Source organism: Arthrobacter sp. KN11-1C (genome assembly GCF_052180225.1).
Classification (GTDB): Bacteria; Actinomycetota; Actinomycetes; order Actinomycetales; family Micrococcaceae; genus Arthrobacter.
Genome location: NZ_CP197467.1, coordinates 687,779 through 705,124, shown reverse-complemented (window position 1 = coordinate 705,124; position 17,346 = coordinate 687,779). Strand labels below are relative to the sequence as shown.

Genomic DNA, 17,346 nt, shown 5'->3' with positions numbered 1-17,346 from the left:
CTGTCGGGGCCACCTACTCGGCAACCGCGGTGGTGATGAGCGCCTTGAGCGTGCTCTTCTCGATCTCGCCCAGGACGCGGGCGGCAACCTTGCCTTCTTTGTCCAGGACCAGCGTGGTGGGCACCGCGCCGGGAGGCACAATGCCGGAGACGGACAGCAGCACGGCGCCGTCCTTGTCGTTGAAGCTGGGGTACGTGAGCTTGAACGTCTGGTCGAACGCGTCGGCCGTGGCCTTCTCGTCCCGGAGGTTCACACCGTAGAACTGGACACCCTTGCTCTTGAACTCCTGGTGCAGTTCCTCGAGAATCGGCGCTTCAACCCGGCACGGCGCACATGCGGCGAACCAGAAGTTGAGGACGGTGACCTTGCCAAGCAGGTCCTGCGGGGTCACTGCAGTTCCATCGAACAAAGTGCCTTTGATCCCGACGGCGGCCTTGCGGTCCGCTTTGGCGAATTCGGTCACCGAGCCGTCGCCGGCGACGTAGTTCTTGTTGTCGCCGGCTTTGGCCTGCTGGGCCAGGGCGTCTTCCTGGGCACAGGCGGACAGGCCCATGGTGAGCGCAGAGAGCGCCACTCCCCCGACGGCGAGGAAGCTGCGGCGCGAGGTCAGCGCTGCATTGAGCTTCTGGCCGCTGGTTTTGCGGCTGGTGGTGTTGCGGTGGCTGGAGGCGTTCCGGTCCATGGTCATGCTCCGGGGGTCTTGGCGGCACCGGGCAGCAGCACGGCGGCGGGCTCGCTGTACTCCACCCGCGCAACCTTGCCGTCGTTGAACACCAGGGAAGTCAGGGACGTCAGCGTGCACTCGCGTTTGCGCGGATCGTGCCACAGGCGGCGGCCCTCGGCGCTGAGGCGCGTGGCATAGATGGGAAGCTGATGGCTGACGAGGATGGCTTCCGCGCCGTCGCCGCCGAGTTCGATCGCCTTCAGCCGGGCGTCCTCGACGGCGGCACGCATGCGGGTGACCTGGTCCTGGTAAGACTCGCCCCAGGACGGACGCAGCGGATTGCGGTACTCGATCCAGTGCTTGGGCTTGATGAATTCGGAGAAATTGGCCTTGAGCCCCTCGAAGTGGTTCTCGGCTTCGATGATCCGCGGTTCCGTGTGGATCGGCAGGTCCAACGCCTGGGAAGTGGGCAGGGCTGTTTCCTGCGCGCGGGTCAACGGCGAGGACACCAGATGGACGATGTTCGCCCCCTGCGCGGCGCGCGCAGCGAAGTGGTCCGCGAGCATCTTGGCCATCTCGCGGCCGCGTTCGGAGAGGTGGAATTCGGGCAGTCTGCCGTACAGAATGCCGTCGGGATTGTAGACCTCGCCATGGCGGAGCAGATGGACAGTTGCTTGGGGCATGTTTACCAGTTTCTCAAAGAAGGCGGGCGATCTGAAATCTTCTACGTTTCGTAGAACTGAAAGTTTCTTCAGAATGTTCCCTGAAGGTGGAATAAAAGATGCATTTGCATGTTTATACTGGACACAAGGTTCGGTTGATACTTCAACTAAGTATCGCCGGACGACCGATGAAGCTACGATCACACCTTCCCAAGGAGAACCCCATGACTCTTCCCGCAAACGTCACCACCGGCGTCTGGACCCTCGACAACTCCCACAGCGAGATCGGCTTCACCGTCCGCCACGCGGGCATCAGCAAGGTCCGCGGCCAGTTCACCGAAGCCGAAGCGACCCTTGACCTCGGCAGCAGCCTGGCCGATTCCAAGGTCGCCGCAACCATCGCGACCGCCAGCTTCGACTCGGGCGACGCCAACCGCGACGGCCACGTCAAGGGCGAGGACTTCTTCGACGTCGAGAAGTTCCCCGAGATCACCTTTGTCTCCCGCCACGTCAAGGCCAATGGCGACAGCTTCGACCTCGTGGGCGATCTGACCATCAAAGGTGTCTCCAAAGAGGTCACCATCGAGACCGAGTTCAACGGCGTCGCTGTTGACCCGTTCGGCAACACCCGCGCGGGCGTCTCCGGTGAGACCACCATCAGCCGCAAGGACTTCGGCTTGACCTGGAACGCTGTACTCGAAGCCGGCGGCGTGCTGGTCAGCGACAAGGTTGTCATCAACCTCGAACTGGCCTTCATCGCACCTGCCGCCTAGTCCAGCGTTTTTCCGGACTGACCCGCGCCTTCGGGGCTGCACGCGATCCCGTGTGCAGCCCGGGAGGCGCCGTTTTTTTGCTTGCGGAATCACCCGCCCATTGTTCTGGGAAAAGCCGATACTTAGCGGCGAATTGGCCAAGAATTTCCTATGAATCCTTAAACCTCAGGTCTAAAGTGATGCCATGAGTAACCCAAACGAAGCTCCGCAGCCTCAGCAGCCTCAGCAGCCCGGAGCCCAGCCACCGCAGCCCGGCAATGTCCCGCCTGCGGGTTACCAGCCTCCGCAGGGATACCAGGCACCTCCCTCCTACCAAGCACCGCCTTCCTACCAACAGCCCGCCCCCGGCTACCAGCAGCCGGGCCAGCCCCCCTATGGCGCGCCGGCAGGTCCCAACGCCGCCCCACCGGCCGGGCTCGGCTACGCAGCGCCGGCACGGAACACTTTCGGACTCCACTTCAACAGCGTCGCGCAGCGCTTCCGGAACACCACCGGAGTGCCGCAGCAGCTGACCATCTCCTACTGGTTGTGGGTCGCGGCTGCCGCTTTGGGTGTTCTTGCCAGCTTCATCAACATCTTCACGCTGCGAGACGTCTTCGGAGGGATGATGGTGGGCGCGGGCATTGTGGGCCTGATTTTCAGCCTGGTGTTCGCAGCCCTCTACGTCTTCATCGCAATTCGGCTCAAGGAAGGCTCCCGCTGGGCACGGCTGGTCCTGACCATCCTGGGAGCGTTTGCGGTAATTTCCCTTTTGCTCCAGGTGGTTACCCTCAACCTCAACTTCATCGGATCGGCGGCAGCCGTCGCGGCCGCCGTCTTGATGTGGCTTCCGGAGTCCCGGAAGCATTTCGTCTAGCAACACCGCAGCACCAAGGCTGAAGGCCGCGGCAGGTCCCCAGAGGACCCCGCGGCCTTCCCTTTGTCCGCCTGCGATTCGCGGGAGATCCGCCGGACCCCGTTAAGCGAGAATTCTTGGCACGAATCCTCATCAGCGCCGCGCCGCCGGGGTACGGTGGGATTAAGCCGAGCTGGGGGCAGGGCACGATGCACCCGGCAGCCGTATCTGCAGTCGACACGCAAAGGAATGCCATGAGCACCCCTCCGTACCCGCCGTCCACTCCGGGCGAAAATCCCACACCTGAGCAGCCGAAATACGGGCAACAGACACCCCAGCAGGGTCAGCAGCCGCAATACGGCCAGCAAGCTCCGCAGTACGGCCAGCAGACGCCGCAATACGGCCAGCAGTCACCGCAGCAGGGTCAGCAGCCCCCTTACGGCCAACCCTCCGCACCGCAATACGGCCAGCCTTCCGCGCCCCAATATGGGCAGCAGGCTCCGCAGTATGGGCAGCAGGCACCTCAGCAGCCGCAGTACGGCCAGTCTCCCGTCCCGCAGTACGGGCAGGGCGGCCCCACGTGGCCGAGCCAGCAGCCCGCTGCGACGTCCGGAGTCCCCCAGTTGGTCAACATCTCCTTCTGGCTCATGATTGCCGCCGGTGTACTGACCTTGATCGGCATTCCCTTCACTATCGCGACGCTGAACTCGCCTGCAGGCAAGAGCATGTTCGATCAGGCCTTGTCGGCGCAGGGAAACAACGCTTCAGGCATCGACTCGAGCACCTTCATCAGCATTGCGATCACCTTCCTGGTCATCTTCTCGGTGATCTTTGCCGGGCTCTACGCGCTGGTTGCGTTCAAGGTCCGCAAGGGCAAGAACTGGGCCCGCATCCTGGGCACGGTGTTTGCTGCAATTTCCCTGTTTGGACTGACCCAGCTCAGCATGGGCACCATCACCATCCTCCTGGGCATCGCCGCGATCGTGCTGCTGTATTTGCCGGCTTCGGCACCGTATTTCCGGAAGGCCCAGCCGTTCGCTAACCCCTATGGCCAGGCGCCGTACGGCCGATAGGCCGAAAGCGGCCGAAAGGCCGATAGCTAAGAGACCAACAACGGGTGCAGACCCGGCTCGGCCTAAATGGCCTGGCCCGGGGTCTGCGCCCGTTGTGCGTGATACGCCAGGATCTGAAGCTCGGTGGCCATGTCCACTTTGCGCAGGTTCACGTAGGGCGGCACCTGCAGCAGCACCGGAGCAAAGCTGAGGATGCTGCGGATACCCGCGCTGATCACGCGGTCGCAGACGTCCTGTGCCACCGCGGCGGGAAGGGCCAGAACAACCATGTTGGTGCCGGTCCGCTGAAGGACCGCTTCAAGATTGGCGGCGTCGCTGACCCGCAGCCAGCCGACTTCGTTCCCGATGACCATGGGATCGGCGTCGAGGATTGCCACGACGTCGAAACCGCGCGACTCGAATCCGCCGTACCGTGCCAAGGCTTTACCTAGGTTGCCGGCGCCCACAATGGCCACTTTCCAGTCGTGGGTCAGGCCGAGCGCCGCCGCGATGTGCCGGCTCAGGTACTGGACCTCGTATCCCACGCCCCGCGTTCCATAGGAGCCGACATAGGAGAGGTCCTTGCGCAAAGTGGACGAACTGACTCCCGACGCCTCGGCCAACGCTTCGGAAGAAACCCGTTCCACGCCTTCGCCCAGCAGGGAGTTCAGGGCGCGCAGGTAAAGCGTCATCCGGGCCACAGCCGCGGGCGGTATCTGCTTCGCCGCAGAGTCCTTGTCCCCGGGTACGGCTTCGGCGGACGGTTCCAGCGCAGTCACGTTCTTCTCCATTGCGTCGCTTTGTTTTCCCACTCTATTGCCAACAAAGCACCGCACGCATGTTCAGGCTGCGATGGCCTTCTTCAGGAGCCGTGCCAATCGTGCCTCATCGATTTTCCAGAAATCCCGCTGGATTCCGTCCACGAAGACCAAGGGGATCTCCTCGGCGTAGCGCTCGCGCAGTACCGGGTCGGTGTCGATCGATTGTTCCGTCCACGTGAGCCCGAGGCTTGAGGTCACGCGTTCGACGGCGTCACGCGCCTCGGCGCAAAGGTGGCAGTCAGCTTTGGTGAGGAGTACGACGTCGGGATTTGGCATGGTTCAACGGTATCGCTTCCGCGTCGACGGAGCCGTCGCGAACGGCAGGAGGCCGGGCGATTGACTAGACTCATGGCATGCCCGTCGAGAAGAACGCCGCTGTGGCCACCGCGCCGGCTGCAACGCAGCAACACGGCGAAGCCGCATTCTTCGACGTCGACAACACCCTCATGAAGGGTGCCAGCCTCTTCCACGTCGCCCGGAAAATGTACGAACGCAAGGCCTTCACGCTCTCCCAGGCCGCTGGTTTTGCCTGGAAGCAGTTCAAGTTCGTGCTGCGGGGCGAAAAAATGGAGGACGTCCATTCCGTCCGGGATTCCGCGCTGGTCCTCGCCGCCGGCATCAAGGTGTCCGACATCAGGGAGCTGGGCGAAGAGGTCTACGACGAGATGATCGAGTCGCGGATCTGGCCTGGTACCAAGGCCTTGGCGGAACAGCACCTGCGGGTTGGCCGGAAGGTCTGGCTCGTGACCGCGACGCCCATCGAAGTTGCCACCGTCATCTCCACGCGGCTCGGCCTGACCGGCGCCCTGGGTACCGTGGGCGAGGTTGAAGACGGTGCCTACACGGGCCGGTTGGTGGGCGAGATCCTCCACGGGCCGGCCAAAGCCGTGGCTGTGCGGCGCGTAGCGGACGAGGAAGGCCTGGACCTGAAGCGCTGCTGGGCCTACAGCGATTCACATAACGACATCCCGCTGCTCACGCTGGTGGGCCACCCGGTGTGCATCAATCCCGATTCCCGGCTGCGCCGCCACGCACGCGAGAACAACTGGCCTGTTTACGACTTCCGCTCCGGCCGTCGGGCAGCGACGCTCGGCCTCAAGGCCGCGACCGTCGGAGGCGCCGTCTACGGTCTGTGGCGGGGTTTCTCCAAGTTCCGCGGCCCGCGGGGCTAACCCCCGCTCACATACCTGAGCGAGCGTTATCGAAACCGCTCACATACCTGAGCGAGCGTTATCGAAACCGCCCACATACCTGAGCGAGCGTTATCGAAACGGCCCACATAGGTGAGCGAGCGTTCGGGGAAAAGCCCTCACATGTGAGCGGGCGTCGCCGGGGCGTGGACGCAAAAATGCCCGCCGCCGTGAGGCAACGGGCATTCACGCTGCAGGGAGTATCTCTACTTCTGATTGCGACGCTGGTTGCGGGGTTTCTCCAAGTTCCGCGGCCCGCGGGGCTAACCCCCGCTCACATATCACCGCATCTCCGGCAACCCCCGCTCACATACGTGATCGAGCGTTGTCGAAACGGCCCACATACCTGAGCGAGCGTTATCGAAACGACCCACATACCTGAGCGAGCGTTATCGGAACGGCCCACATACCTGAGCGAGGGTTCGGGGAAAGCCCTCAAATGTAAGCGGGCGTCACCGGGGCCGGGACGCAAAAATGCCCGCCGCCGTGAGGCAACGGGCATTCACGCTGTAGGAAGTATCTCTACTTCTTATTGCGACGCTGGTGGCGGGTCTTGCGAAGCAGTTTGCGGTGCTTCTTCTTGGCCATACGCTTGCGGCGCTTCTTAATAACTGAACCCACGTAAGTTCCTTACCAAACTAGATTGAGATTCTGTCTGCTGGGTGAGGTCCTTGAACTGAGCAACAGACTTTACAACTGACAGATTCTTACAATGACGTAAAACGTTCCTTAACAGGGTACCGCCTATCGGGGGCACCCAATGACCGCCGGCTCCTTGGGGAGCCAGGCAGGACTCAAGCGGTCTCCGAGTGTCCGTCGACAACCGCGCCCTTGAGGTACTGGCTCACAGCTTCTTCGGGGACACGGAATGATCGTCCAAATCGGACGGCCGGCAATTCTCCCGAGTGAACCAGACGGTACACGGTCATTTTGGAAACCCGGAGGACTTCGGCAACTTCAGCCACGGTCATGAAACGCGCGTTCGAGAAGTTAGTCTCTGCGGACATTTCTCCATATTCCTTTGCTCTCAGCGGTTAGCGGCGAACCCCAGCATTCATTACCTGGTGTGCCGATGCTGAGCCATCAAACAACCATGTGCTAGATACTCTAGAGGCTGCTGGTACCAAAGTGAAAGTCTTTCGGCGAACTGGAGACGAGGATTTCTCTAGTTGGAAGCAGCCATCCGACGCTTGCGGGCCGAGGCTGCCAGCTGGTCAAGGACAGACGCCGTGACGTCCCACTCCATGCACGCATCGGTGACGCTCTGGCCGTACACCAGCTCTTGTTCGCCAGCCAACTGCCGCTCGACATCCAGGTTCTGCGCCCCGCCAACAAGGAAGCTTTCCAGCATGACGCCGGCGATCGGCGAAACAACGTCATTTTCCAGCTGCGCGCCGATCTCCAAGGCGACTTCAGCCTGGCGATGGTGGCTCTTGCCGCTGTTGGCATGGCTCGCGTCAACGATCAGCCGCGGGTTCAGACCCTTCGCCGCGAGCTTCTCCGAGGCAGCAGCCACCTGGTCGGCGGCGTAGTTCGGACCCTTGCGGCCACCGCGCAGGATCACATGTGCGTCGGGGTTGCCCGATGTCGCCACCAGCGCGGCGCGGCCGTCGCCGTCGATCCCCAGGAACGCCTGGGGTGCCGCGGAAGCACCGCAGGCGTCGATCGCGACTTGGAGGTCGCCGTCGGTCCCGTTCTTGAATCCGATGGGCATGGACAGTCCGGAGGCGAGCTGCCGGTGGATCTGGCTCTCGGTGGTCCGCGCACCGATGGCGCCCCACGCCACGAGGTCGGCCATGTATTGCGGGCTGATGGGCTCCAGGAACTCGGTGGCGGTCGGCAGGCCCAAGGCCGTGACTTGCTGAAGGAAGCCACGCGCCGCCCGGAGCCCGGCCGCGATGTCGTGGCTGCCGTCAAGGTGGGGATCGTTGATGAGGCCCTTCCAGCCCACCGTGGTGCGCGGCTTCTCGAAGTACGCCCGCATGACGATGAGCAGGTCTTCCTTGTGCTTCTCCGCCTGGCTGACCAGCCTGCGTGCGTATTCCAGGCCCGCCTTGGGATCGTGGATGGAGCACGGGCCCACGATCACCAGGAGCCGATCGTCTACGCCGTCCATGATGGCGCGGACTCCATCGCGTCCGCGCTCGACGACGGCGGAGGCCCTCGCGTCAAGCGGCAGTTCCGTGATGATTTCCTGCGGCGTGGGGAGCGGCTCGAAGCGGCTGACGCGCAGGTTCGACGTCGTTTGGGCGCCGGTATTCTCGACGTCGGCACTTACTGTGGTGGGCTCTGCGGCGATGCTGGTCATGAAAGGGGTCCTGTTCCGGAGAGGAGCGGACCCTGCTCAGAGCCCGCCTGGAAATGGCGAAGGGCAGAGAATGATCTCTGCCCTGTTGGCTCTGAAGGAAAGTTGGATGCGTGTCAGTTAGACGCGGGCCCCTCCAGAGCCAACGAAAAATACGCATACCAACGGTTAGTCATAGCGAAACCATAGCGCCAGGCTTCGGATGCCCGCAAATCGAAATGCAACGACATCAAGGGAAACCGTTTCCCCACGCACTATAAACTTCACTTCAGAACAAAAATCGAAGCCGCATGGGAACAGCGCGGCCCCAGCTCCAGGAAGGAAATCATGCCAGGCAGAAGGAACACCCGGCGGGTGGGCATCGCAGATGTGGCATCCATGGCCGGTGTTTCGCATGCCACGGTTTCCCGCGTCATGAACGGAAACACCACCGTGGACGCCGACATTGCCGCTCGCGTGCGCGCAGCCGCTTCCGAGCTGAAGTACAAGCCGAATCCGGTTGGCCGCAGCCTGGCCTTGGGGAAAACGGACACCATCGGAATCGTGGTCCCGGACCTGTCCAACCCCACGTTCCAGGCCATCCTTCGCGGGCTGAGCATTGCCGCCGCCCGCGACGGTTACCGCGTGCTGATCGCGGACTCGTCCGAGGTCTCCAGCGAAGAAGCGATCCTGGCCGGGGAAGCCCGGAGGCGATGCGACGGCGTCGTTCTGTGCGCGCCCCGCATGAGCGACGCCGAACTGGAAGAACTCGCTCCCTCGCTCTATCCGCTCGTCCTCATCAACCGGACCACAGAGTCGGTACCCACTCCCAGCCTCGTGGTGGATTACGGCCAAGGCATCCAGGAGCTTGGCGCCCACTTGGTCGAGCTGGGCCATCGCAAACTGGCGTACCTGACGGGGCCGGACCGCAGCGCGTCAAACGTGCAGCGCCTGCGCGGGCTCGAGAAGTTCACGGCCGACTTCCCGAACGTCGAATTGCAGTTCATTCCCGGAGGCAACACGTTCGACGCCGGTTTCGAGTCGAGCGATGCCGTCGCCTCGTGCGGCGCCACCGGAATCCTCGTCTTCAACGACGTCGCCGCGATGGGCCTCTTGAGCGGACTGAGCCAGCGCGGGATCCGCGTGCCGGAAGACTTGTCGCTCACCGGCTTCGACGACATGCCCTTCGCCCGGTATACCATGCCTCCGCTGACTACCGCCGCCGTGCCGATCTCCGACCTCGGGGACCTTGCGTGGCGCCGCATGCGGGAGCAGATCCAGACCAACGACGCCGTCTCACCCACGAATTACTTCCCGCCGCGGATTGAGCTCAGGGGAAGCACCGGACCCGTCAAGGCATAGTTTCCGCAGGGGCCTTCCCCAGCCCGGCCTCACGGTAGTACCCCTCGATGTGCGCGGCAACGAGCGTCGCCGCGCGGCCGCCGTCGCCGTCGTTGACTGCGTCCAAAATGGCGCGGTGCTCGGATCGGAGGCGATGGGCGGTGCTGTCCCAATCCGGCAGGTTCGCCGTCAGCGCGGCGGCGTATCCCTCGATCGCTTCGCGGAGCGAGCCCATGATGGTACTCACGACCGCATTCCCCGCGGCTTCCGCCAGCGCCAAGTGGAAGGCGACATCCAGGGCGAGGAAATCGTCGACGGCGGGGCTTGCGTCCATTTCGTCCAGGAGCCTCGCTGCTTCCTTGAGTTCCGGGGCATCGGCCTTGGCGCGGGACACCGCCCATGATTCGAGCAGGACCCGCGTTTCCACGATGTCAGCGACGGGCAAATGCTGCGTGGCCACGTGGAGGCGTAACGCTGAGCCGAGTGCGGTGGCCGGTTCCGCGATGACCACCGTCCCCGCGTCCTTGCCGGAGCCGACACCTGCCCGCACCAAGCCCATGGCCTCCAGGATCCGGATGGCTTCGCGGACGGAGGTCCGGGAGACTTCCAGCTGTTCGGCCAGCGCCCGCTCGGCAGGGAGCCGCCCACCAAGGACCAAGTGCCCGTCGGACAATTGCTTTTCGATCCAACTCAGGACAAGCTCGTGCGTGCGCATGGATAAATAGTAGTTGATGTGGTTGGACCACATGGCCTAGAGTGTGGTCTAACCACACAAGCACACGGGAGACAGCATCATGACGCAGACCGTCCAGCCGAGCAGCGCCCCTTCCCTTGAGGTCCCCGCGAACGCACCCGCCGCCGTCGGGCGTCCTGCTGCCCTCAAGCGGCGGGTTCCCAAGTACGCGGACCTGGCGCCGCTCATGAAGTTCAAGAAGCCCGAGTTCAGCAACGCTGCGAAGCTGCGCCGCGCGTCCACCATTTGGGAACTGCGGGAGATGGCCAAGCGTCGCACTCCCCAGGCGCCGTTCGACTACACGGACGGCGCGGCGGAGGCGGAGATCACCCTTCGCCGGGCCCGCCAGGCGTTCCAGGACATCGAGTTCCGGCCGGGGATCCTGCGCGACGTCTCCAGCATCGATCTCAGGACCGGGATCCTGGGCAAGGACTCCAGGCTTCCGTTCGGCATCGCGCCCACGGGATTCACGCGCATGATGCAGTCCGAGGGTGAGTACGCGGGCTCGCAAGCGGCCGAAGCGGCGGGCATTCCATACACCCTCTCCACGATGGGGACGGCCTCCATCGAGGATGTGGCCGCGGCGGCCCCGCACGGCCGCAACTGGTTCCAGCTGTACCTCTGGACAAACAGGGACCGTTCCCTGGAACTGATCGAGCGCGCCGCCGAGGCCGGAAACGACACCCTCATGGTCACGGTGGACACCGCCGTCGCGGGCGCCCGGCTGCGGGACGTCCGCAACGGCATGACCATTCCGCCGGCGCTCACCGTGAAAACCGTCCTGGATGCCTCGTACAGGCCCGCTTGGTGGTTCAACTTCCTCACGCACGAGCCGTTGACCTTCGCCTCGCTCTCCCGCTATACGGGCACGGTGGCCGACCTCATCAACTCCATGTTCGATCCCACCCTGACCTTCGACGACCTCGACTGGCTGCGCGAAACCTGGAAGGGCAAGCTCGTGGTCAAGGGCATCCAGACAGTGGAAGATGCCCGCAAGGTGGTGGACCACGGCGCGGACGGCGTCGTGATCTCCAACCATGGCGGGCGCCAACTGGACCGGGCACCGATCCCTCTGCACCTCGTTCCGGAGGTCTCCGCGGCGCTGAAGGCGGACAACAGCGACGCAGCGATCATCCTGGACACGGGCATCATGAGCGGTGCCGACATCGTGGCTGCCCTGGCCCTTGGTGCCGACTTCACGCTGATCGGCCGGGCGTACCTCTACGGGCTCATGGCCGGCGGGCGCGCCGGCGTGGACCGCACCATCCAGATCCTGGAGAAGGACATGGCCCGCACCATGGCCCTGCTCGGAGTCACGAAGATTTCGGAACTCACTCCGGACCACGTGCGCCTGCTGCAGCACTAGGCCGGGCTTGCCCAACTGACTCGCAGTAGGTGTCGTTTTGGGGCCTCAAAACGACATCTAATGCGAGTTAGTTGGGTGGGTGGGTGCGCGTGGGTGGGTGTGGCGGGCTAGATGAGGCCCTGCGCCAGCATCGCGTCGGCGACCTTCACGAAGCCACCGATGTTGGCGCCCAGGACGTAGTTGCCCGGCGCGCCATATTCCTCCGCGGTTGCGGCACAACGATCGTGGATGCCCACCATGATTTCCGTAAGGCGTGCTTCGGTGTATTCGAAGGACCAGGAATCGCGGCTGGCGTTCTGCTGCATCTCCAACGCCGACGTCGCCACACCACCGGCGTTGGCTGCCTTGCCCGGGGCAAACAGGATACCCGCGTCCTGGAAAACGGCAACGGCTTCGCGGGTGGAGGGCATGTTGGCGCCTTCGGCGACTGCCAACAGGCCGTTGCTGACCAGCTTCGCCGCAGCGTCGCCGTCGAGCTCGTTTTGCGTCGCGCACGGCAGTGCCACGGTGCCGTTGACGTCCCAGACCGAGCCGCCGGCCACATAGTTGGCACCGCGGCGACGCTCCGCGTATTCGGTGAGCCGGCCACGTTCGACTTCCTTGATCTGGCGGAGCAGCGCGACGTCGATGCCGGCCTCGTCAACCACATAACCCGCGGAGTCGGAACAGGCGACCACGGTGGCGCCAAGGGCCTGGGCCTTCGCGATCGCGTAGATGGCCACATTGCCCGAACCGGAGACCACGACGCGTTGGCCCTCGAAGGACCGGCCCCGCGTCTTGAGCATCTCCTCGGCAAAGATGACCGTGCCGAAACCAGTGGCTTCCGGACGGACCAAGGAGCCGCCCCAGGACATTCCCTTGCCCGTCAGCACGCCCGACTCGTAGCGGTTGGTGATGCGCTTGTACTGGCCGAACAGGTATCCGATCTCCCGGCCTCCCACGCCGATGTCACCGGCAGGAACGTCCGTGTATTCGCCGATGTGGCGGTACAGCTCGGTCATGAAGGACTGGCAAAAGCGCATGATTTCGGCGTCGGAGCGGCCTCGTGGATCGAAGTCCGAGCCGCCCTTGCCGCCACCTATCGGCATACCCGTCAGGGCATTCTTGAAGATCTGCTCGAAACCGAGGAACTTGACGATCCCGAGGTAGACCGAGGGGTGGAAGCGCAGTCCACCCTTGTAGGGGCCCAAGGCTGAGTTGAACTCGACGCGGAAACCACGGTTGACGTGAACGCGTCCGGCGTCGTCGGTCCACGGGACGCGGAAGATGATTTGGCGCTCCGGTTCGCACAGGCGCTCAAGGACGGCGCCTTCGAGGAATTCCGGGTGCCGGTCATGTACCGGGCCAAGGCTTTCGAAGACCTCGGTGACGGCCTGGTGAAATTCCAGCTCACCCGGGTTCCGCGCCAAGACGGTGTCCCGGACTGCTTCCAGCCTCGAATCCATGTGACTCCCTACAACTTCTGCGCCGAACGGCGGATCTGCAACGACCCCGCCATGCTCGCATCAGAAGCGCGCCAGTCTCCATCCGAACCGATTACGACCAAGCAGCACGTCGACCAATTTCCCGGCGAAGTCGGCATCTTTTGCTGTCGAAAAGGACCAATGACCCAGGAACAGATCCTCGCGAAGTCAGCCGTCCCACAACTTCAGAAAGGCGACACTAGATCCGAAGGGCTGCGCCAGCGGGCCTCCGGCCCTGCACATTCATATTGCTAATGATTCCGGGATGCCGAATCGCCTCGCAAGGAGTATGCGGATGGCCGCGACTAAAGGCTGGTCTTCTAGCTCAACGCCCTCGTCCCCGTAGTACACGCCCGTTTCATCGCCCACTGCTTCGATGTCAAAAAGGTTGAGGACCTCGGCCACGCGAAACTGATACTCGGTATCTGTCATTTGGCGAGACACGCGAACTGGAATTGTGCTGAGTGTGCGCGCGACCTCAGCATCGGATTCATTCATTTGGGGGGTCACCAGGTTCGCGTTAGCTGTGCACTCGTCGCTCAGCTGGTCAGAGGACTTTTTGAGAAATCCCGCAATCGACGTCGGTTGGCCACCTAATGTCCTCGTAACCTTCTCCATGCATGACTCTGAAAGTGGCGGGCATCGGGCAGAAGCCAATCGCGGCGTGACCGGGATCACGCCAAATGCCGCTACTTCTTCCGCCCGAACTTCGGCAGGTTGGGTAGGTTCGGCAGGTTCGCCAGGAGGTCCGCAGCCTTGGTGGCGGCACGGCCAACCGTGCGGCCGATCTGCTGCGGCCTGGTGTCGTCGAGTCCAGCCCCGGGGACGGCAGATCCGGAGGCGGGAACGGTTTCCGGCAAGCGCTCGACGTCGGTGCTCTCCGGAGAAGCGACGAGCGGCTCGCCGTCGGGCTGCGTCCGCCCGGCAGACGGCTGGCCCGCTGCGCCCTGCTGCCCACCCGTGCGGGGACGGGGGCTGCGGGCCGGCGTGGCGGCCTCGGCGGCTGGCTTCGCGGGACCGACGTCGAACGTCTCCAGCCAGCTGGCAACCCCGGCGAGCGGTTTCGGGTTCAACGCGTAGTAGCGTTTCTGTCCCTGCGCGCGCATGCTCACGAGATCCGCCTCGCGAAGCACCTTCAAATGCTTTGAAATGGTGGGCTGGCTCGCTGCGAGCTCCTCCACCAGTTCCCCCACAGCCTTATCCCCAGAGCGGAGGGAAACCAGAATGTCACGCCGGGTTGCCTCAGCAATGACGGCAAATACGTCGTCAGTCACCATGCCCTCCACCCTAGCGACATATACGCCAAAAGGCATCAACTATTTCGCCTCTGCGCGCGGCGCCGACCCGGGCCATCCCCGCGTGTCGGACGATCGTCAGTCGAACCAGGGATCCAGCCCGTAGAGCGGAAAGATCTCCTTGCGGGTGGCGATGATGGTGCGGTCCACGGCGTCGGCGGGGTTATACCCGACCTCCCACGAGCGCCACCACGTGTCAACGCCGTCGCCCATGAGTTCCGGGACCGACTCCCCGTACTTTTCCCTGACATAGCTCCGGAAAGCCTCCGGGACCGGAGCCGTCAGCCGGACGGGGTGTTGGGCCACGATGCCTATCAAATGGCTCCAGGTGCGCGGCACCACGCCCGTGATGTCGTAACCCCCTCCCCCGGTGGCGATCCAGCGGTTCTCGCAGAACCTGGCGGCAAGGCCCGCGACGGCGGTGGCCGCCTCGCGCTGGCCGTCCACGCTGAGGTTGAGATGCGTGAGGGGATCGAGTTTGTGGGAGTCGCAGCCATGCTGGCTCACGATGACTTCCGGCTCAAAGGCCTGCACGAGTTGCGGGACCACGGCATGGAAGGCGCGCAACCACCCGGCATCGCCCGTCCATGCCGGCAACGCCACGTTGACGGCCGTGCCCAGCGCGTCCTCGCCGCCGATCTCGTTGGCGAATCCCGTACCGGGGAACAACGAGAGCCCGCTTTCGTGCAGGGAGATCGTGAGGACCCTGGGATCGTTCCAGAAGATGCTCTGCGTGCCGTCGCCGTGGTGGGCATCGACGTCGATGTACGCGACCCGGCGGACACCGCCGTCGAGCAGCCTCTGCACGGCGAGTGCGGCGTCGTTATAGATACAGAAGCCGCTGGCCCGCTCACGGGAGGCGTGATGCATGCCGCCGCCGAAGTTGACAGCCCGGACCGCTGTCCCGGACAAGACCGCCTCGGCCGCAAGCAAGGATCCGCCGGCAAGCCGGGCGCTGGCTTCGTGCATCCCCGCAAAAGCGGGATCATCGTCGGTGCCAAGCCCGCGTTCCGGGTCCGGCGTGGTCGGATCTTCGCTTGCGCGCCGCACCGCGGCGACATATTCGGCACTGTGCACAGACAGGAGTTCGACGTCGGACGCCACCCCGGGCGCTTGGACGGACACATGCTCCAAGTCGAAGAGTCCGAGCGCCGCGGCGAGCCGGGCCGTGAGTTCGAGCCGCGCGGGGGCCATCGGATGCGAGGGACCGAAATTGTACGCGGTCATGGCGGGATCCCACGCCACCGTCGTTGGCAGCGGGGACGGACGGAGGCCTGCCCAGGAAGTCATCAATGACAGGCTACCCGAGCGGCGGGAGCGCACTGCCCGTGACAGCGGGCGATTAGTGGTTTACTACTCAGGAAAGCAGAATCAATCGACCAGAAGCGAACAGCACCGCCATGACCCAGAGCCAGTCGAGGTCCCGAGACCCGGCCAGCTGGCAAACCGTCCAGCCGGAGCGGGGAAGCCTGTGGATTTTCACGGGCATCCGCGACTTCATCGACAACATCGCCAACTCCTCACCGGCCCGGTTGGCGCTGACGGCATATGTCTTCGCGATTCTGCTGTTCACCGGCCTGCTTTCCCTGCCAGCGGCATCGGCCGACGGTACGGTTACTCCCATCCACCAGGCGTTGTTCACCGCTGTTTCCAGCGTTTGTGTCACCGGTTTGACCGTTGTTTCGACGGCGACGCACTGGACCTTTTTCGGCCAGCTCGTGATTCTCGTGGGCATCTTCGTGGGCGGGTTGGGTACCCTGACACTCGCATCCCTCTTGGCGCTCATGGTCAGCAAACGGCTGGGCGTGAGGGGCAAGCTCATCGCCCAGGAGGCCATGAACAACGCCGGACGCTTGGGCGAAGTGGGTACGTTGTTGCGGATCGTCATCTCGACGTCCGTGACCATCGAGGCGATCCTGGCCATCGCGATGATTCCGCGGTTCCTGACACTCGGAGAGGGCTTCTGGCAGGCCGTCTGGCACGGAATCTTCTACTCGATTTCTTCCTTCAACAACGCCGGATTCACGCCCCATTCCGACGGAATCGTGCCGTACGAGACCGATCTGTGGATTCTTGTGCCGCTCATGCTGGGAGTGTTCCTCGGCAGCCTCGGCTTCCCGGTGATGCTGGTGCTCCGGCGGCACGGCCTCAATTGGAAGAAGTGGAGCCTCCACACCAAGCTGACCATCCAGGTTTCCTTGATCCTCCTCATTGCCGGCGCAGTCCTGTGGGCCCTGATGGAGTGGGACAACACCAACACCATCGCCAACATGAGCGTCGGCGACAAGATCACGCATTCCATATTCGCTTCGGTCATGACGCGCTCCGGCGGCTTCAACCTGGTTGACCAGAGCCACATGGATGCCACCACCAGGCTGCTGTCGGACGCGCTCATGTTCGCCGGCGGCGGTTCGGCGTCGACGGCGGGCGGCATCAAGGTGACCACCGTCGCGGTCATGTTCCTCGCCATCGTCGCTGAGGCCCGGGGCGACCAGGACGTCAAGGTCTACGGCCGCACGATCCCCGAGGGCACCATGCGGGTAGCTATCTCGGTGATCGTCGCTGGTGCCACCTTGGTGTGCGCGGCCGCATTCTTGCTTCTGGCGATCAGCGGCGCCAGTCTGGACCGGGTACTCTTCGAAACCATTTCAGCCTTTGCAACCGTAGGCCTCAGCACGAACCTCAGCGCCGAACTGCCGCCGTCGGGGGTCTACGTCCTCGCCGCCCTCATGTTCGCCGGCCGCATCGGCACCATTACCCTTGCCTCCGCCTTGGCCCTCCGCCAGCGCAGGCAGCTATTCCATTATCCGGAAGAGAGGCCGATCATTGGCTAATTCAACAGGCGCCGCCAACCGGCCGGCGCACAA

Annotated in this window: 19 protein-coding genes; 7 read left to right on the top strand and 12 right to left on the bottom strand. The window is 63.8% G+C overall.

The window, feature by feature from the left end; all coding sequences use genetic code 11:
• Positions 1 to 13: 13 nt before the first annotated feature.
• Together ACSBOX_RS03315 and ACSBOX_RS03310 are read right to left on the bottom strand one after the other, a co-directional pair.
• Positions 14 to 553 (bottom strand): TlpA family protein disulfide reductase, encoded by a 540-nt coding sequence (locus ACSBOX_RS03315; protein ID WP_345449084.1) that lies wholly within the window; start codon positions 551 to 553, stop codon positions 14 to 16.
• Positions 554 to 684: 131 nt separating this feature from the next.
• Positions 685 to 1,347 (bottom strand): histidine phosphatase family protein, encoded by a 663-nt coding sequence (locus tag ACSBOX_RS03310; RefSeq protein ID WP_442544788.1) that lies wholly within the window; start codon positions 1,345 to 1,347, stop codon positions 685 to 687.
• 203 nt (positions 1,348 to 1,550) lie between these two features.
• Here ACSBOX_RS03310 and ACSBOX_RS03305 point away from each other — a divergent pair, with 203 nt between their 5' ends.
• The 3 genes from ACSBOX_RS03305 to ACSBOX_RS03295 all read left to right on the top strand — a co-directional run bounded on the left by ACSBOX_RS03305 (position 1,551) and on the right by ACSBOX_RS03295 (position 4,007).
• Positions 1,551 to 2,099, top strand: coding sequence for a YceI family protein (locus tag ACSBOX_RS03305; protein WP_078107679.1), 549 nt, complete (start codon positions 1,551 to 1,553; stop codon positions 2,097 to 2,099).
• Positions 2,100 to 2,283: 184 nt separating this feature from the next.
• Positions 2,284 to 2,955: a hypothetical protein gene (locus tag ACSBOX_RS03300; protein ID WP_442544787.1), complete on the top strand. Its 672-nt coding sequence runs from the start codon at positions 2,284 to 2,286 to the stop codon at positions 2,953 to 2,955.
• 233 nt (positions 2,956 to 3,188) lie between these two features.
• Entirely contained in the window at positions 3,189 to 4,007 is an 819-nt protein-coding gene (locus tag ACSBOX_RS03295) for a hypothetical protein (RefSeq protein ID WP_442544786.1), read from the top strand.
• A 62-nt stretch (positions 4,008 to 4,069) separates the two neighbouring features.
• On the opposite strand, the gene ACSBOX_RS03290 is transcribed toward ACSBOX_RS03295, so the two are convergent.
• Together ACSBOX_RS03290 and ACSBOX_RS03285 are read right to left on the bottom strand one after the other, a co-directional pair.
• The gene (locus ACSBOX_RS03290; protein WP_078107676.1) at positions 4,070 to 4,777 is read right to left on the bottom strand and encodes a redox-sensing transcriptional repressor Rex; all 708 of its coding nucleotides are present in this window, start codon (positions 4,775 to 4,777) and stop codon (positions 4,070 to 4,072) included.
• 51 nt (positions 4,778 to 4,828) lie between these two features.
• Positions 4,829 to 5,083, bottom strand: coding sequence for a glutaredoxin family protein (locus tag ACSBOX_RS03285; RefSeq protein WP_442544785.1), 255 nt, complete (start codon positions 5,081 to 5,083; stop codon positions 4,829 to 4,831).
• Positions 5,084 to 5,160: 77 nt separating this feature from the next.
• On the opposite strand from ACSBOX_RS03285, the gene ACSBOX_RS03280 reads away from it, so the two are divergent.
• Positions 5,161 to 5,979, top strand: a complete 819-nt coding sequence (locus tag ACSBOX_RS03280) for an HAD family hydrolase (RefSeq protein ID WP_442544784.1) — start codon at positions 5,161 to 5,163, stop codon at positions 5,977 to 5,979.
• Between the two features lie 540 nt (positions 5,980 to 6,519).
• Here ACSBOX_RS03280 and ACSBOX_RS03275 read toward each other — a convergent pair.
• From ACSBOX_RS03275 to ACSBOX_RS03265, 3 genes are all read right to left on the bottom strand, one after another.
• The gene (locus ACSBOX_RS03275; RefSeq protein WP_003792170.1) at positions 6,520 to 6,618 is read right to left on the bottom strand and encodes a 30S ribosomal protein bS22; all 99 of its coding nucleotides are present in this window, start codon (positions 6,616 to 6,618) and stop codon (positions 6,520 to 6,522) included.
• 173 nt (positions 6,619 to 6,791) lie between these two features.
• Positions 6,792 to 7,004 (bottom strand): helix-turn-helix domain-containing protein, encoded by a 213-nt coding sequence (locus ACSBOX_RS03270; RefSeq protein ID WP_078107672.1) that lies wholly within the window; start codon positions 7,002 to 7,004, stop codon positions 6,792 to 6,794.
• Between the two features lie 158 nt (positions 7,005 to 7,162).
• Entirely contained in the window at positions 7,163 to 8,305 is a 1,143-nt protein-coding gene (locus ACSBOX_RS03265; protein ID WP_442544783.1) for a 3-deoxy-7-phosphoheptulonate synthase, read from the bottom strand.
• 324 nt (positions 8,306 to 8,629) lie between these two features.
• Between ACSBOX_RS03265 and ACSBOX_RS03260 the strand changes: the two genes are divergently transcribed.
• Positions 8,630 to 9,643, top strand: a complete 1,014-nt coding sequence (locus ACSBOX_RS03260) for a LacI family DNA-binding transcriptional regulator (protein WP_442544782.1) — start codon at positions 8,630 to 8,632, stop codon at positions 9,641 to 9,643.
• Here the strand turns inward: ACSBOX_RS03260 and ACSBOX_RS03255 are convergent.
• Positions 9,633 to 10,337, bottom strand: a complete 705-nt coding sequence (locus ACSBOX_RS03255) for a FadR/GntR family transcriptional regulator (protein ID WP_442544781.1) — start codon at positions 10,335 to 10,337, stop codon at positions 9,633 to 9,635. The two genes, ACSBOX_RS03260 and ACSBOX_RS03255, sit on opposite strands and share 11 nt — an antisense overlap.
• Before the next feature lie 79 nt (positions 10,338 to 10,416).
• Between ACSBOX_RS03255 and ACSBOX_RS03250 the strand changes: the two genes are divergently transcribed.
• Positions 10,417 to 11,721, top strand: coding sequence for an alpha-hydroxy acid oxidase (locus ACSBOX_RS03250; RefSeq protein WP_442544780.1), 1,305 nt, complete (start codon positions 10,417 to 10,419; stop codon positions 11,719 to 11,721).
• A 107-nt stretch (positions 11,722 to 11,828) separates the two neighbouring features.
• Here ACSBOX_RS03250 and gdhA read toward each other — a convergent pair whose 3' ends face one another.
• From gdhA to ACSBOX_RS03230, 4 genes are all read right to left on the bottom strand, one after another.
• Positions 11,829 to 13,166, bottom strand: a complete 1,338-nt coding sequence (gene gdhA / locus ACSBOX_RS03245; protein WP_442544779.1) for an NADP-specific glutamate dehydrogenase — start codon at positions 13,164 to 13,166, stop codon at positions 11,829 to 11,831.
• 261 nt (positions 13,167 to 13,427) lie between these two features.
• Positions 13,428 to 13,802, bottom strand: coding sequence for a hypothetical protein (locus ACSBOX_RS03240; protein WP_442544778.1), 375 nt, complete (start codon positions 13,800 to 13,802; stop codon positions 13,428 to 13,430).
• A 71-nt stretch (positions 13,803 to 13,873) separates the two neighbouring features.
• Positions 13,874 to 14,461, bottom strand: a complete 588-nt coding sequence (locus ACSBOX_RS03235) for an ArsR/SmtB family transcription factor (protein ID WP_442544777.1) — start codon at positions 14,459 to 14,461, stop codon at positions 13,874 to 13,876.
• A 96-nt stretch (positions 14,462 to 14,557) separates the two neighbouring features.
• The gene (locus ACSBOX_RS03230; protein WP_442544776.1) at positions 14,558 to 15,769 is read right to left on the bottom strand and encodes an acetoin utilization protein AcuC; all 1,212 of its coding nucleotides are present in this window, start codon (positions 15,767 to 15,769) and stop codon (positions 14,558 to 14,560) included.
• Positions 15,770 to 15,879: 110 nt separating this feature from the next.
• On the opposite strand from ACSBOX_RS03230, the gene ACSBOX_RS03225 reads away from it, so the two are divergent.
• The gene (locus tag ACSBOX_RS03225) at positions 15,880 to 17,313 is read left to right on the top strand and encodes a TrkH family potassium uptake protein (protein ID WP_442544775.1); all 1,434 of its coding nucleotides are present in this window, start codon (positions 15,880 to 15,882) and stop codon (positions 17,311 to 17,313) included.
• Positions 17,314 to 17,346 lie beyond the last annotated feature (33 nt).

Bases quoted from the DNA above. Each gene is read 5' to 3' on its own strand.
- ACSBOX_RS03315 (WP_345449084.1), bottom strand. From the start codon at position 553: ATGGGCCTGTCCGCCTGTGCCCAGGAAGACGCCCTGGCCCAGCAGGCC.
- ACSBOX_RS03310 (WP_442544788.1), bottom strand. From the start codon at position 1,347: ATGCCCCAAGCAACTGTCCATCTGCTCCGCCATGGCGAGGTCTACAAT.
- ACSBOX_RS03305 (WP_078107679.1), top strand. From the start codon at position 1,551: ATGACTCTTCCCGCAAACGTCACCACCGGCGTCTGGACCCTCGACAAC.
- ACSBOX_RS03300 (WP_442544787.1), top strand. From the start codon at position 2,284: ATGAGTAACCCAAACGAAGCTCCGCAGCCTCAGCAGCCTCAGCAGCCC.
- ACSBOX_RS03295 (WP_442544786.1), top strand. From the start codon at position 3,189: ATGAGCACCCCTCCGTACCCGCCGTCCACTCCGGGCGAAAATCCCACA.
- ACSBOX_RS03290 (WP_078107676.1), bottom strand. From the start codon at position 4,777: ATGGAGAAGAACGTGACTGCGCTGGAACCGTCCGCCGAAGCCGTACCC.
- ACSBOX_RS03285 (WP_442544785.1), bottom strand. From the start codon at position 5,083: ATGCCAAATCCCGACGTCGTACTCCTCACCAAAGCTGACTGCCACCTT.
- ACSBOX_RS03280 (WP_442544784.1), top strand. From the start codon at position 5,161: ATGCCCGTCGAGAAGAACGCCGCTGTGGCCACCGCGCCGGCTGCAACG.
- ACSBOX_RS03270 (WP_078107672.1), bottom strand. From the start codon at position 7,004: ATGTCCGCAGAGACTAACTTCTCGAACGCGCGTTTCATGACCGTGGCT.
- ACSBOX_RS03265 (WP_442544783.1), bottom strand. From the start codon at position 8,305: ATGACCAGCATCGCCGCAGAGCCCACCACAGTAAGTGCCGACGTCGAG.
- ACSBOX_RS03260 (WP_442544782.1), top strand. From the start codon at position 8,630: ATGCCAGGCAGAAGGAACACCCGGCGGGTGGGCATCGCAGATGTGGCA.
- ACSBOX_RS03255 (WP_442544781.1), bottom strand. From the start codon at position 10,337: ATGCGCACGCACGAGCTTGTCCTGAGTTGGATCGAAAAGCAATTGTCC.
- ACSBOX_RS03250 (WP_442544780.1), top strand. From the start codon at position 10,417: ATGACGCAGACCGTCCAGCCGAGCAGCGCCCCTTCCCTTGAGGTCCCC.
- gdhA (WP_442544779.1), bottom strand. From the start codon at position 13,166: ATGGATTCGAGGCTGGAAGCAGTCCGGGACACCGTCTTGGCGCGGAAC.
- ACSBOX_RS03240 (WP_442544778.1), bottom strand. From the start codon at position 13,802: ATGGAGAAGGTTACGAGGACATTAGGTGGCCAACCGACGTCGATTGCG.
- ACSBOX_RS03235 (WP_442544777.1), bottom strand. From the start codon at position 14,461: ATGGTGACTGACGACGTATTTGCCGTCATTGCTGAGGCAACCCGGCGT.
- ACSBOX_RS03230 (WP_442544776.1), bottom strand. From the start codon at position 15,769: ATGACTTCCTGGGCAGGCCTCCGTCCGTCCCCGCTGCCAACGACGGTG.
- ACSBOX_RS03225 (WP_442544775.1), top strand. From the start codon at position 15,880: ATGACCCAGAGCCAGTCGAGGTCCCGAGACCCGGCCAGCTGGCAAACC.